We start from the raw sequence: 15,154 nt of genomic DNA, 5'->3' as shown, positions 1-15,154 counted from the left end.
TAACTTTTCCTAAAATTATAATTTAGCTTCAAGCCTATCCAAGTGGATTTCCGGGGAGAGAATGGATAAGAAGTGATAGTCGGAGATGTTCATTATTTTGTTTTGAGGTTATTTTCCATGCTCCTATACTTCTAGGATTAGAGCGTTTAACTGTTTGTAGTTTTATTTGGTCCCAAAAATCAAAAAGTCAATTGTAGTACAATCTAGATTCAGAAAATAAAGTCCTCTACTCATGGAGGACTTTATTCGTCTATTATGTAATCTTGACAATAAATATAATGGTTAGACTCTTCTGAATTTTAAGATTCCGTGAACAAAAACTTTTAAAATAGTCAAGGATTTTAACTTATGTTTTCTACTAGGTTAATAATCTCGATTGGCTCTAAATTTTCTGCAGGTTCAAAGCCAAAAATTCGAGAATAAAAATAAAATTCTCCATCTAAAGCCCGTTTAATATTTTCTGCGCGACGAAATCCATGTTGTTCTTCTTCAAAGGGAACATAAGCAACCGGTAATCCTTTTTCCTTAATAGCATCTACCATCATTTGTGCTTGGGAGGGAGGGACTACCTTATCTTCTAATCCTTGAAAGAAAATAACAGGACAGTTCAAACTCTCGGTAAAATGAATGGGCGACCGTTCTTGATAAATATTTTTTTCTTCAGGATATTTTCCAATTAATCGGTCTAAATAACGACTCTCAAATTTATGAGTGTCTTTAGCCAGAGCTTCTAAATCACCGATTCCATAGTAACTTGCTCCAGCTTTAAAAGTATCCCGAAAAGTCAACGCAGCAAGGGTAGTATATCCTCCAGCACTTCCCCCAGAAATAGCTAAACGATCACCATCAACTAATCCTTGTTTTACTAAATATTTAGCCCCGTTAACACAATCATCCACATCTACAATTCCCCAATTACCATCTAACCGTTGACGATATTCTCGCCCAAACCCCGTACTTCCTCCATAATTAACGTCGAGATAACCGAATCCCCGACTCGTCCAATATTGGGTCCGTAAATTAAAACTAGAAGATGCACAGGCTGTAGGACCACCATGACTTTTGACTAGTAGGGGAGGTAATTCTTCATTAAGAAAAATGTAATCTTTATTGTTGGGGGGATAGTACCAACCATAAGAAGTTAAACCATTTTCGGTAGGAAAAACAATCATTTCAGGGGTAGATAGATAACCGACATCGATATCTAGATCATTAGATTGTTTTAAAATAGTTGTTTTGCCATTTTTTAGGTCTAAATGAACGATTGCTGTGGGTTTAGTTGGACATCCTCCAGTGAAAATAACTTGATGGTCTTTTGCTTGAACTGAGGCAATATTGGTATAGGGAATTTCTAAGAGCGTTAACTGTTTTTTCTCAATATCCAAAGTAGCTAAATTCCACTGTCCTTGTTGGCAGAAGGTACAAACTAAGGTACTTGCTGAGATAAATGTATAAGTAGATAGACCAAAAACCCAATGGGGACAAGCAAATTCTCCATTCAGAGGAAACAGGGAAACAACTTCACCTTTTTGGGTATAACAGTATAGATTCCACCATCCCGTGCGATCACTGGAAAAATACAATTGACCGTCGGAAGACCATCGGGGTTCACAAATCGATTCATCACAACTTCCTGCAATCTTTATCGGTTGTCCTAAAGAACCATTTTTATCCAAACCGGCTAACCATAATTCTGTTTGGTCCCAAGGTAAATCAGGATGATTCCAACTAATCCAAGCAAGATTAGTTCCATCATGACTCAGACGAGGACTCGAATAAAAATCATATCCAGAAACTAGGGTATTAATCTCGCCTGTGTTAATATCGATGCTAACTAGAGTATTTTCTGGTTCTATTTCTAGGTTGCCGTGATCTTCACATACACTAATTAAACGATCATTGGAGAAATCTAGAATAAAATCAGCATAGCGGCATTGATTTTTCGGGGTTAGAGGTTCAGGGTCATTATTGGGTAACTGTTTATAGATGCGTTGATCTTTGAAATTAACGAAATAAATAGTTTCTTCAACAATCAAAAATGCTCCCCCCCCGTATTCATGAACAAGGGTATGCACATTAAACGATTGAGGCGTTTTATCTATGATTTGGCCATCAGCACCACGTTTAACGAGAACATTGCGTCCCCCTTCTGTTGCTCTTGATTCTAACCAATAAATATCTTCATTATCGAAGGTTACTTCCCCTAGTCCGATACTTCCAGAGACAATCATATCCGTACTTATGGGAGACTTCCAAGAGCCGAAAGGTGTTAATATTGAGGGTTTCATGGGATTATCTTAAATTTTAAGGATGAATTAAGGAAATTATCTCGAGTAATTTGGATTATCAGCAATTTTACAGAATACTTAAGATATCTAAATCATTTGGTTAATTAGTCAAATCGCACCAACACGATACCCAGTCTTGGTCATTAATTATGTAATGGGCGGGTTAGATTTTGAAAAGATTCCATGATTCTACCTCAGTCTTGAAGTTAACTTAGAAAATTTCTTATAGTTTTCACCTTTAACACTTAATCACTTTTGTCATCAAATTATAAAAGTTTAGCTACCTTAATAAAGCAATAAAAATTATATTTTTTTTGAAAAAACAACCTTTTCATAATATAAAAAATAAAAAAATTGATAGTTTTTAAAATTAAAATTTAAGAATAAGAATTAGATTAATCAATAATTGCAATTAAATATACTTAGCCTAATTTTTTATATCTAAAAACAACTTTTCAACAGAAAACAAACATTAAATTATGTTAAAATCAACTAGTCTATTTAAGTAATAAATTTTATATATAAAACATTAATTATTTTTAATAATAAAGTATTATTAGACAATATAGCAAAAGTTTTATTAAAAAGATAGGTTGGGAAAAAGATGAAGATGCTTATTTTATTTATAAATATTCAATCATAAAAAATGATTAAATCATATACCTAATGATGACATTTTCTTACATATCTTGTTAAGGGTCGGAATGTGGAATAATTTTTAGGAATAGGAGGAGAGTGTTTTCTATCTCTGTACAAAGACTTGTTACTTTAACATATGGTAATAAAAATTCTTATTTAAATTTCAATTTTCTATTAAATTTTAAAAATTAATTGTAAGTCCTTATAGGAGTGATATCTAGTTTATGTATATATTTTTCTTACTTTTACTATTGTGATAATCTAATAATTAGAAAATAATTATTAAATAATACGACACTTCATACTTAATTAAATTTAACTTTATATTTAATTTTTTATATTGAAATTATTTTAACTTATATGTTTTTAACATTTCTCTATATTAGATTTAATTATGATTAGAAAATTTTAAAAACCATTAACTCATGTTGTCTTGATCTTACAATATTAGAGAAAAAATTTTTTGACCAAAAATTTGATAAAATTGATTGTTATTTAATACCATTTATGTATTTAAGTATTTTATTTATTCTATCTATTCCTTTATTAGGTAATTTTTTATGAAAAAGTTATTATAAAGATATACAAAAACAGAGAATATAACGAAGTTTTATTTTAACTAAAAAAGTTAAAATAACTGCTGAACATAATAGTATAGCTTGAACAGACAACTATATCAACAGTTTTGTAAATCTTTCCATGTTAAATGATATATTGATAATTATCATATAAATACTTAGTACTATATTGGTGTTATTTAAACCTTAAGTTAATTTAAGAAAACTAAGTGCTTTTCTAATTTACTTTGTTTGTACTTCGTCCCTAATTAAACAAAATTAAACTCTTTAATCTGATTGGGACTAATGAATAATTTAATGGTGTTAATCTTACCTGCAATGTTAATTTTATGAAATTCATACGGAAATTAATCTATCCGTGAGTACAAGAAAAGACTTTAGTGTCTTTTAAATAAAAATTTATTTTGGATAAATATGATACTGTGTGAGATTATAAGTCTTACAGGTATATCTAATTCACAAAGCTCACATTAAGATAACATTTACTTCGAAATTACTAGATAATTTTAATATTTTTTCTTGGTAAGAACAAGAAGCTATCAAAACTACTAGAACATATTATCGTTTCTCTTGATAGCAAAGAATACCAAAGTTGTATAATTTTACTATCAAGTTAATCAGGCTCAAAAAAACAACAGTTACCTAATAAATAGCCTTAACAATTAATGCTATTTATATTCGTTCTAATGTAGTTTACAAACATTTCGCTAAAATTTTTTCAATAAACAACAGCTATACAGTTCATAAATGAACGAAAAAACTTAAAATTATTTCTTTTATTTAGGTAAAAAACTTTTGAGGGAAAGCTTTTGCATTATTTGAGATACAAAAATTAATCGTATCTACATCTATTGGCGTAAACAAGCTACAAATTCACGAACTGCCTTGTATAGCATAAATTGCTAGGCTCCTCTAAAGACTTTAGGAAATAGCCTTGAGCAACGTCAGGGATATATTTTCAGATGTCCCCTAATCTTTTTAAAAGAACAAAAAGCGACTACAGATTCGTTCACAGAAACTGAAAAAATCTACGTTAAAACTATAGATACCAGCAGTGATTGGCGACTTGAACTCGATTTTTAGTTAGACTCAAAACAGGATCTATTGGGAAATTGTTCCAGAAAAGGATTAACATAAATTAACAAATGTTTATCTTCCGGGAACGTCTTCTAACATTGCCACCAGTATTATTCAGATAATATCTTGGTGTACATTCAAAAATTAACGATTCCCTTACCCTCATTTAGGAGGCTTACAGCGTGAAGAAAAATAATAAAAAATGGCGTAATGCTGGACTATACGCACTATTGTTAATTGTGGTACTGGCCTTAGCTTCCGCATTTTTTGATCAACAACCTCAAAGTCGAGAACCTCTCACCTACAGTGAATTCATCAAGAAAGTTGAAAATAATAAAATTACAAGGGTTACTTTAAGTGCTGATCGCACTGAAGCAAGAGTTCCTAACCCCAATGGTGGCGCACCTTTATTGGTTAACCTTCCAAACGATCCTGACTTAATTAACATTTTGATCCGAAATAATGTCGATATTGCAGTTCAACCTCAAAGTGATGAAGGACTATGGTTTCGGGTAGCCAGTAGTCTATTCCTTCCTATTTTATTGTTGGTAGGACTTTTCCTATTACTCCGTCGTGCCCAAAGTGGACCTGGTTCTCAAGCAATGAATTTTGGTAAGTCTAAAGCGCGGGTATTGATGGAACCCCAAACCCAAGTTACCTTTGGAGATGTAGCTGGTATTGAACAGGCTAAATTAGAATTAGCTGAGGTCGTGGACTTCTTGAAAAATGCTGATCGCTTCACCGCCATCGGGGCAAAAATTCCTAAAGGAGTTCTTCTGGTCGGACCTCCTGGAACCGGTAAGACGCTTTTAGCTAGGGCAGTAGCCGGAGAAGCTGGCGTTCCTTTTTTTTCTATTTCTGGGTCAGAATTTGTAGAAATGTTCGTTGGTGTTGGGGCTTCTCGTGTTCGAGATCTTTTTGAACAAGCTAAAGCCAACGCCCCCTGTATCGTCTTCATAGATGAAATTGATGCCGTTGGTCGTCAACGAGGTGCAGGTTTAGGTGGTGGTAACGATGAACGGGAACAAACTCTCAACCAATTACTCACTGAAATGGACGGTTTTGAAGGAAATACAGGGATAATCATAGTTGCTGCTACGAATCGTCCCGACGTCCTCGATGCGGCTTTATTACGTCCAGGTCGTTTTGACCGTCAGGTCGTGGTTGACCGTCCTGACTACGCAGGTCGTAAAGAAATTCTCAAGGTACACGCCCGTGGCAAGACTTTATCTAAAGACGTTGATCTCGATAAAATTGCCCGTCGTAGTCCTGGGTTTACAGGGGCTGACCTGTCTAACCTTTTAAATGAAGCTGCTATCCTGGCTGCTCGTCGGAATTTAACAGAAATTTCTATGGATGAAGTTAATGATGCTATTGATCGTGTCTTAGCTGGTCCTGAGAAAAAAAACCGTGTCATGAGTGAAAAACGTAAAACTCTTGTGGCTTACCATGAAGCCGGTCATGCTTTGGTAGGGGCGTTAATGCCTGATTATGATCCCGTGCAGAAAATTAGTATTATTCCCCGTGGTCGCGCTGGCGGGTTGACCTGGTTTACTCCTAGTGAAGATCGTATGGAGTCAGGCCTATATTCCCGTTCATATCTCCAAAACCAGATGGCTGTGGCTTTAGGAGGTCGTGTGGCAGAAGAGATCATCTTTGGAGAAGAAGAAGTTACTACTGGTGCTTCTAATGACCTTCAACAGGTAGCGCGGGTTGCCCGTCAAATGGTGTCTCGTTTTGGAATGAGTGATCGTCTTGGACCTGTGGCTTTGGGTCGGCAGAATGGTAATGTTTTCTTGGGTCGTGACATTGCTTCCGATCGGGACTTTTCTGATGAAACAGCTGCCGCAATTGATGAAGAAGTTCGTAAGTTAGTCGATAATGCTTATATACGGGCTAAAGATGTCCTAGTAAACAACCGTCATATTCTTGACCAATTGGCTGAGATGTTAGTAGAGAAAGAAACCGTCGATGCCGAAGAACTACAGAACATTTTAACCAAAAATGAAATAAAAATGGCCGCTTTGGCTTAACATCTATGGTTTGACATCTTAACGATTTCATATTTTTACCCCGCCAATTTATTAAATTAGTGGGGTAATTATTTATTAAGTCCAAAGGGTAAGCCCTTTAAGAGAGTTTTTTTCAGGCCGTTGACCTAATAAAGAAATTACCAAACCAAATATAACCGCAAGGGGAGCCGCAATCGCAGATTGCCAAATTCCTGGAAAGCTAAACCATTTCAAGGTTGAACTAGTTACAAGAAGAGCAACTGAAGCAATTGTCCCGTAAAATGCTCCTGTTGCATTAGCGCGAGAAAAAAGAACTCCCATCAAAAAAATCCCCAGTAATGGACCCAAAAACATGGCAGTATATTTTATTAAAAACGAAAGTAAAGATTCTCCTGTTGAGGCAACATAAAACGCCAAAAGAATACCGAGAATACCCCAAATTAAGATCAAACCTTGAGCTACCTTCAAGGATTGAGACTCACTGGGTTTTGACTTGGAGTAACGCTGATAAAAGTCAATCGTCATGCAAGTAGCTAGAGAATGAAGTGCAGAATCAATTGATGACATGGCTGCCGCAAAGACGGCTGCGACTAAAAATCCTGAAGCACCTGGTGGAACTTGATGAACAATGAAATAAGATAGAATTTCATCGGGTTTGATATAATCGGGTAGTCCGGCATTTAGGGAATAAAACGCAAATAAAAGAACTCCGAGCAAAAGAGTAGCAGCTACGCCAACAAAACCGGAAACCCATCCAAATAAAATTGCCTTACGTGCTGAGGTCAAATCAGCACACGAAACATAACGTTGAACAGATTGTTGATTTGTTCCTGCCACAGCAAAAGCCAATACTCCATAGGCACATAAAGCTGTTGGTAAGGATCGGATTGATTGTAATTCCCACGACAGGTTAACTACAGCGAGTTTTCCTTCTTTTTCTGCGACACGCCAAAGTTGTTCAAATCCACCAGATACACTTGATACAATCACCCAAATTCCGACAATTAAACCCACAAAAATCATGAAAAACTGAAGCACGTCAGTCCAAACGACTGCCGTAATCCCGCCGGCTGTAGTGTAGACCACCGATACAATGCCGACGAGTAATATTGAGGCATACAGTGAAAGTCCAGTAACCCTTGAAAGCATTAGAGATGCAGCATATAAAAGCCCCCCTAACCGAGCGATGACAAATAGGAGAAAACACAACGAACCTAAAGAGCGTGTTTTTGCATCGAAACGTTTCTCAAGGTATTCATAGGCAGTGGTTAAATTAAGCCGAACAAAAAATGGTAGAAACAAGAAGATAACTAGGCCATAACCAATCAAATCACCTAACTGAAGTTGAAGATATAAAAAACCATGATTATATCCTTCTCCAGGACCTCCAAGAAGTGAGGCTGCTGAAAAAGATGTAGCAACAATTGACAGTCCAACTGCCCACCAAGGGAGTTGCCGTGATCCTCGGAAATATTCATCGGTGTTGTTTTGTTTGCGGCTTGCCGCAATCCCAATTCCGAGTACAACCATTGCATAAACTAGAATAATGACCCAATCGATCAGACTCATAGAGACTCTAAACTCCTACCGTCTTGAAGCAAAACAATAGTATAGTATGTCAATAGTAGTTTTCCAATAAGTTCAATATTTTTATATATAACACTACAGATTTAGGTGTTTGACATTCGTAAAAAAAGTAAATGCTGTTTGCTTCGACTATTTTAATGAAGCATTAAAAGAAAAAGTTTACACAAAAAATAAAAAAATGGAATGGAGAAACTATAAATTTTAACAAGTAAAATTATGAATTACTCTTCTATTTTTAAGCCTATAGATTTTTTAAAACTTAAGAAATAGTTTTTTAGTTACCAAAGTTTACTATTCTTGACGCCCATCATAATTACTTTATTCTCATGAAGTTCTTTCTGTAACTGGTAAAAATTTTTTAACAATAAAAGTTAATTTTTATTGTAATTTAATTAGTTTTCAATGTCTCCTGTTTCTGTTTTTTGTTTATTAATTGTCTCTTAAAGTAATTTTTGTTGAGCTTGATTTTTCACTAATCGCTGCATAGTATCAGCTAATCTTAATTGAGTTTGATATAAGAGCTACTGAATTGCCCTTAATTCTTTACACTTTTTTAAAATAGTGAGATCTCGCGATTTGCGGATGTCCCAAACTGTTTTCAACAATTCTGTTTCACTCATAGCCTCATAATGTATCTACCCTTCGACAAATTCAATCAACACTGACCACGATATAAGAATCAGATTACGTATTACTTGGAAGTAGCTTAATCTCAGTAATTTATCTACCTTTTAATAATTGCTTTAAGCAATTATCTCCTGTACAATATCTAGAGTAATAATGCTTGTTAATAAAGGTTTAATCGTAATTAATTTAAATAATTTCATAAATCAAATGAATTTGAGTTAGAGAATTTTTGCAGATCTGTTCATAATAAGAGGTTGGCTGTTTGCAAATGGCCCGGGTGTAAATTTAAGTATATTTCTCCAAAGCGTTGAACCGGAGACTGTAGGTATTGAAAGATGCTGGTGGTCAACTCATAAACATTAGCCCTACGACGAATTATAACTATATAACTAGGGGTAAAGAGGTTAGTTTGTAATAAGACGGATAAATGAACTGCTCTAATAAAAAACTCGGTGTCAAGATGTTATCCCCTATGGGATTGTCAATATAATTAACTTTTGTTCAATCACAAATAATGAGATGATAGTTAAATCTTTGAGAGATGGTATCCGAACAGTTTACCTATTTATCCATACATAGATTTTTTGGACAAAATCATCAACCTGATGTTCAGTCAAAAGATTAAGCCAGTGCTGTGATTAATAAACGATAGGATTAACGGCGAACATAGAATTGACTTTTAATAAGATGAGATTATCTGGAATAATCTCTAAATATCGGCTAACTAATTCTCCTCCTGAACGAGGATAGGCATAGATAACAAAAATTTTTATTAGGTGATTATAATCGTTTATGATGTCAGATGAATTAGGAGTTGTTCATAACGTTCACCTGTTCGTTCCCAAGTGTATTCTTTCTCGATCAAAGCTCGACCATTGATAGACAGTTTTTCTCTCAACTTTGGTTGTTCAAACAGACGGCCAATAGCATAGACATACTCATCTACCCCATTAGCCCTCATTGCACTCAGAGGAACCCCAGTGCCGTCAATGGGTAATCCTTCTAAACCATAATCACTCGCTACTAGGGGAGTGCCTGTCGCTAAGGTCTGAAGACTTCTGATTTTGGTCCCCGTACTGTTGCGAATAGGGATAACACAAACTGTTGCCCAATGAAGATATTCAATTACTGAAGGCACCTGACCTGTTACTGTAATCCTTGGAATTTGTCCGAGTTCCTTCACTTCTGGGGCAGGACGAATTCCCACTAATTCTAATGTGGCTTCTGGATAACGTTTACGCAGTTTCGGGAAAACTTCTAAACTGAAGAAACGTGCTGCATCAATATTTCCAGGTTTGTCCATCGCCCCAATAAAAACAATACGTTGACCCCCCTGGTTGACTGTTCGCTTGGGGAACTTACTTAAATCTAACCCGTTTGGAATGAAAGTAACAGGAGTTTCCAGCTTTAAATCTTTTAGTAATTTTTGCTCAGTTTTCGACGTTGTTACAACTGACAAAAATTTACCACAATACTGCTTTTCATAGCGACGTAATAAAGGTAAATTAATCTGATTACGTAGTCCAGATTCTGTCGCTTGGGTTTCTGTTTGATGTTTATACGTTCCCCATACCGAACGGTGAATATTGATCAGCGTTGGTAATTTTTCCCGCCACTGAGGACGCACATAGATTTCATTGCTACTTCCTTCACAAGTTAGGAGATCAAACTCTCCTGAATCTATAGCTTGGTCTAAGCATTCTTGAATCTTGAGAGAATAGTGGGATAAAAACCTTGGAGGAGTTCCCTGTTGAAAAAAGACCCCCAATTGTTTAGCTTTGTTAAGAAAGCCTGACGAATTAGCTTCGCGGCTAACAGAAGGAAAAATAATACAATTTTCAATCTGTTGTCTTAAGCTATTTATATCCTCTTCTATTATCTGCTCGGGGAATTGCGTCACAAGGGTAAGATCGTGACGTTTATTTAGATATGTAAGTAAGGAAAACGTTCTCATCTGAGTTTTCCCCTGAATGGGAGGATAGGGAAAAGTAGATGAGATCATAATAATCTTCATCCGCGATCGCTGATATGAGAGATGTCTGGATAATTCTAGCAGCATTCATCTTAATAGCAATAACTAGAGAACCTTTATGATAAGATGAGGTATGACTGCCGCGTTGGTGACTGCCAATAAAGTTTTTTGATCTATGCTTTGTAAGTTTAGGGAGCCGACAGCTTTTTATGGTAGTAAACCGGGCTCGTACTCGGAAACGGAAATAAAAAGCGTTAGCACCCACCTGGTCCGTCCAGGTCATAAACTGAGGTAAAACGGCGCGGCAGTTTTTTAGTTAGATTAAAATTTAAAAGCGGTTTTCATTCAGGTGAATTTAAAGTAAAAAGACTAAAAAATCTTGATTACACAAAATAATAAAGACATGTTCCATAGATATTCTGAATAGAAACTAACAACAATACCAATCAACTCAATAACTAGCGGGACGTTTTCAAGTCAATTATATTCGGTTATGATGTTGTCGATTATTTACTTAAAAGTAATATAAGTTTAACTATGAATAGTTTAATGTAAAAATTAAAAATAATTTTCTTTTTTAGTGTTTATCTAGAGTCCCTTATCTTGACTGTTATTAGACCTGTCAGGATAAGCGTCTTTGCCATAGGAAGAATCCTAAGACACAGTGTGGCAATGAGAGTATCAATTTGCAGAGTCTCTCGGAAGTGAGAAGTAAAAGATTTTTCTAATCTTCCTATCTCCAAACTTGATTATCGGTAATCAAAGATCGAGTCAACCACTATACAATCAAGATATAAATGATTAGCTATAGTACCCATGAACTGGTTTAAAAAACTTAAAAATAATTATCTAGCTCGTTTTGGAGCAACTATATTAATATTTTTCTATCTTTCAGTAATTTCAGCGGATTTTATTGCTCCCTATAATCCCTATCTTTCTCAGGTTGACGGGTCTTTGTTACCTCCAACCCCCATCTACTGGACAACCCCAGACGGGAAGTTTATTGGACCTCATATCTACCCCACAACTCAAAGTCCAATAGACGTGGAAACAGGAGAACGGACTTTAAATGTCGATTTTGAAAATCCTACACCCATTCGTCTGTTCATTAAAGGTGACCGTTATCAACTGTTTCAACTTCGCCTCCCTTTACCCCCTGCTTTTGAAGAAATGGAACTGTTTCCTGGGATACCTGTTGATCGTCATCTATTTGGGACGGTGGGAAAGGCTAAATTTAACCTTCTTGGAACTGATGAACAGGGACGAGATGAATTTAGTCGATTGCTATTTGGCGGAAGAATTAGTCTATTTATTGGACTAGTAGGAATTGTAGTTTCTTTTCCTCTTGGTATACTTGTCGGAGGTATTTCTGGATATTTTGGGGGTTGGTTAGATATGGTATTAATGCGTCTGGTAGAAGTATTAATGACTATTCCAGGAATTTACCTGTTAGTTGCCTTAGCGGCAGTTCTTCCCCCCAGTTTAAGCAGTGCACAACGATTTTTACTCATTATTCTCATTACTTCTCTTATCAGTTGGTCTGGACTAGCAAGGGTGATTCGAGGTCAAGTTCTCTCTCTCAAAGAACAGGAGTTCATCCAGGCAGCAAGGGCGATGGGAGCAGCTCCTGGACGAATCATTGTTCGTCATGTGTTACCCCAAACCGCCACCTATATCATCATCTCAGCCACTCTTGCCATCCCTGGATTCATTGTGGCTGAATCTGTGTTGAGTCTCATTGGTTTAGGAATTCAACAACCCGATCCCAGTTGGGGGAATTTACTTTCAGTCGCTACTAATGCCTCGATTTTAATGCTACAACCTTGGTTAATTTGGCCACCTGCCCTTTTGATCGTTCTTACTGTTTTATCTTTTAACCTACTTGGTGATGGACTACGTGATGCTTTAGATCCTCGTTCCCTTAAAAATTAATACTTTCTCAATTGGAAGGATCTTGCTATGTTTTTATTATAGTTTTCTTATTGTTTAATCAAAGCTCTTGATTCTTAAAAAAAGTTGGAGAGGTTTTGCATGCAAAAGAGTGACTTTCACTTTAATTGTTAATTCTTGCTAAGACATAACTTACATTTTGCAGTTGATTTAGATTGTTGAGATAGACTTTGTCAGTAAAATGGGCGTTTTTGGGGTAACAACTAATTTCCTAGCCCTGAAAGTTAGCTGAGCATAAGTCATGTTGATGGAAATCCTAGAATTTATTATCTGTACCGACAGTCGTATTCAAGAGAATATTACAAATATTATTAGAGCCTTTTGTCAAGGGGTGACTGTAACAATCGAAACTTAATTAAGACGAGTTCTATCTAGTGAGAAAACTGCGTAGGTTCATATTCAAACCGCCAATTAATTGGCGGTTTGAATTGACTGGAAGGAAGAGACCAAAACCGTTAGAGGATATCAAGTTCAAACCAACACCGCCGAAATAGTGGTTGAACAAGATAAAAATTGACGATACAGGGTTTGGCTGGAATGGCAGTAAATACAAATTAGTCACTCCTATTAGCAGAAGGTTTCCTGAAGCGGGTAACTTAGAGTTATGTTTATATGCGTAGTCATCAACAAACTCGCTAAAAAAGGATTTTGGTTAGCTTCATACACAAAGAATAAAAACAGTCAAATTTACTTAGTTATTTAACTCTGGAATAGCTTATTTTTCTATTAACCAGAATCGTTCTGAGTTAGATGGCAAGGGAGACAACTCCGGAAAAAAGAAGTCTATGTCGAATTGAGAGATTACACAAAATTTAAAGAACTTAAAATAGATTGAGCGTAACATCTTTTCTATTTTTAATTCAATATCAATTAGAGTGAAATAAACTTTACTTCAATTGTTTAAATATAGAAATACAAATCAATTTGTATTTCTATATTTATTTAAACTTACTTACTTAATAAGAAAGTATAAACTTTCAGTAAATCCTAGATTTTTTTACTTTAAAATACTTATTAAGAGATAGAATCTTACATTAATCTAAGTGAAAATTTATATATTTCTTCGAGACGGTGAGAGACAAATCAATAGTCTTAGTTATCAACTAAGGGAAACAAGAAAAAAGTCTTGCTATTATAGTTTTTCATACCAGAATTTATGGACGTCTATTTGCGGGGCTGTCATCATACCGGTCTGTTTATTGTGTCCAGGTTAGTTCCTATCAAAACTGGAAATAATCGCTACTGATACTCAAACAAAGCTTGTCCTGACCATCACACCTATGTCAGTCCTCTTCAAGACTGGCAAAAACTCACCGTAAATGATAATAAATAGCCCGGTCTTTCTTAGTAGACTTCTAGATCGACAGAAAAACCTAAAGGGGTAATGATAAAGCACAACAATGATTATGTATAATTTAGCCATTGACTATGAGTAGTTTGGAATTAAATCCCAACTCCATACCATTACTTAGTTGCCATTTAACCATAAAACAGGGTTAGTTTTGGGAGTTTTACAGCCTCTCTATGGTAACTCTTTTGTTAAGATTGCGTAATACTGAATTTTACACACAAGCTCTTACGTTAGTTAATAGCTATTTTTCTTTACACAAAGCCACTCGGAGTCTAACCCCTAACTTAGCTTGTTTCCGAAACACTTTTAAACAGCCACCAATCATGTTTAACCTTGATGAGAGTCAGTTGGCTGATAATCATGTTGTGGTAACTCTTGATAAGAAATAAAATTTCTAGAAAATCGTTAGTTGTGGTTGTTTTGATTCGGAATAGAAAAACTCATTGTTAACGCCGAGACCTGAACCAAGTGTTTCGCTGATCAAATAGAAGAGATTTGGATATCGAGTTCCAGTATTGCTCAGGTTTACTGGAATCGATCCAAAGTACGGGAGACAATTTATTTTCACGAACGGGTGATTTAGGATTTTTGCGTTATGATGAGTCATTGATAATTGGTTGTCTTAAGGATTTAATTATTATCCGAGATCAAAATCATTATCCCCAAAATATTAAGTTAATGCTAGAATCAACCAATTAAGCTCTACACCTAACTATGGTGCAGCATTTTCTGGAAATATCGAAAGTGAGTTAAAATTAGTCATTGTTCAATAGTTTCAGAAAATTTATTTAGATATACTCAATTGATGTCAGCTAGTTGAAACTATTTGTTAAGCTGTCTCCTCATAGCATCAATTACAAATTTGTGAAATTTTTTTATTAAAAACAGGACTATCTCTAAAACTTCTAATAATAAGGTTCAGTATCATACTTACAAAGCTAACTTTCTTGGGGACAGTCTCCATGTACTTTAGAAGTAGCATTAATCAAGAATTTAATGTGTGAGACAAATGGATATTTTTAGTGAATAGAATGAATCTGTTGGCCATGATACCCCAGATATATCAGTAGTTA

At 35.4% G+C, this 15,154-nt stretch carries 9 protein-coding genes and 1 other RNA gene; 7 read left to right on the top strand and 3 right to left on the bottom strand.

The window, feature by feature from the left end; genetic code table 11:
* Positions 1 to 341 precede the first annotated feature (341 nt).
* Positions 342 to 2,288: a S9 family peptidase gene (locus tag RGRSB_RS03500; protein WP_119259855.1), complete on the bottom strand. Its 1,947-nt coding sequence runs from the start codon at positions 2,286 to 2,288 to the stop codon at positions 342 to 344.
* A 2,476-nt stretch (positions 2,289 to 4,764) separates the two neighbouring features.
* Between RGRSB_RS03500 and ftsH3 the strand changes: the two genes are divergently transcribed.
* Complete coding sequence (ftsH3, locus tag RGRSB_RS03495; RefSeq protein ID WP_119259854.1) at positions 4,765 to 6,615, top strand: ATP-dependent zinc metalloprotease FtsH3; 1,851 nt, start codon at positions 4,765 to 4,767, stop codon at positions 6,613 to 6,615.
* A gap of 75 nt (positions 6,616 to 6,690) precedes the next feature.
* On the opposite strand, the gene RGRSB_RS03490 is transcribed toward ftsH3, so the two are convergent.
* Positions 6,691 to 8,163, bottom strand: a complete 1,473-nt coding sequence (locus RGRSB_RS03490; RefSeq protein WP_119259853.1) for a sodium:solute symporter — start codon at positions 8,161 to 8,163, stop codon at positions 6,691 to 6,693.
* A gap of 1,435 nt (positions 8,164 to 9,598) precedes the next feature.
* On the bottom strand, positions 9,599 to 10,810 hold the full coding sequence (locus tag RGRSB_RS03485) for a glycosyltransferase family 4 protein (protein WP_338063339.1): 1,212 nt from the start codon (positions 10,808 to 10,810) through the stop codon (positions 9,599 to 9,601).
* A 101-nt stretch (positions 10,811 to 10,911) separates the two neighbouring features.
* On the opposite strand from RGRSB_RS03485, the gene ssrS reads away from it, so the two are divergent.
* The 6 genes from ssrS (at position 10,912) to RGRSB_RS09870 (ending at position 14,780) form a co-directional block, all read left to right on the top strand.
* Positions 10,912 to 11,095: non-coding RNA, 6S RNA (ssrS, locus tag RGRSB_RS03480), on the top strand.
* Positions 11,096 to 11,596: 501 nt separating this feature from the next.
* Positions 11,597 to 12,712: an ABC transporter permease gene (locus RGRSB_RS03475; protein WP_119259851.1), complete on the top strand. Its 1,116-nt coding sequence runs from the start codon at positions 11,597 to 11,599 to the stop codon at positions 12,710 to 12,712.
* A 445-nt stretch (positions 12,713 to 13,157) separates the two neighbouring features.
* Positions 13,158 to 13,247: a DUF1257 domain-containing protein gene (locus RGRSB_RS10865; protein ID WP_338063343.1), complete on the top strand. Its 90-nt coding sequence runs from the start codon at positions 13,158 to 13,160 to the stop codon at positions 13,245 to 13,247.
* Positions 13,228 to 13,350: a hypothetical protein gene (locus RGRSB_RS10705; protein WP_269460795.1), complete on the top strand. Its 123-nt coding sequence runs from the start codon at positions 13,228 to 13,230 to the stop codon at positions 13,348 to 13,350. Before RGRSB_RS10865 ends, RGRSB_RS10705 begins: the two co-directional genes overlap by 20 nt.
* A 904-nt stretch (positions 13,351 to 14,254) precedes the next feature.
* Complete coding sequence (locus RGRSB_RS10015; RefSeq protein ID WP_119259850.1) at positions 14,255 to 14,470, top strand: hypothetical protein; 216 nt, start codon at positions 14,255 to 14,257, stop codon at positions 14,468 to 14,470.
* A gap of 106 nt (positions 14,471 to 14,576) precedes the next feature.
* A complete protein-coding gene (locus RGRSB_RS09870) occupies positions 14,577 to 14,780 on the top strand; it encodes a fatty acyl-AMP ligase (RefSeq protein ID WP_145961882.1) in 204 nt (67 codons plus the stop codon).
* Positions 14,781 to 15,154 lie beyond the last annotated feature (374 nt).

Source organism: cyanobacterium endosymbiont of Rhopalodia gibberula, from assembly GCF_003574135.1.
Lineage (GTDB): Bacteria > Cyanobacteriota > Cyanobacteriia > Cyanobacteriales > Microcystaceae > Rippkaea.
Note: the sequence above shows the minus strand (reverse complement) of the source record. Positions and strands in the feature narration are given on the sequence as shown.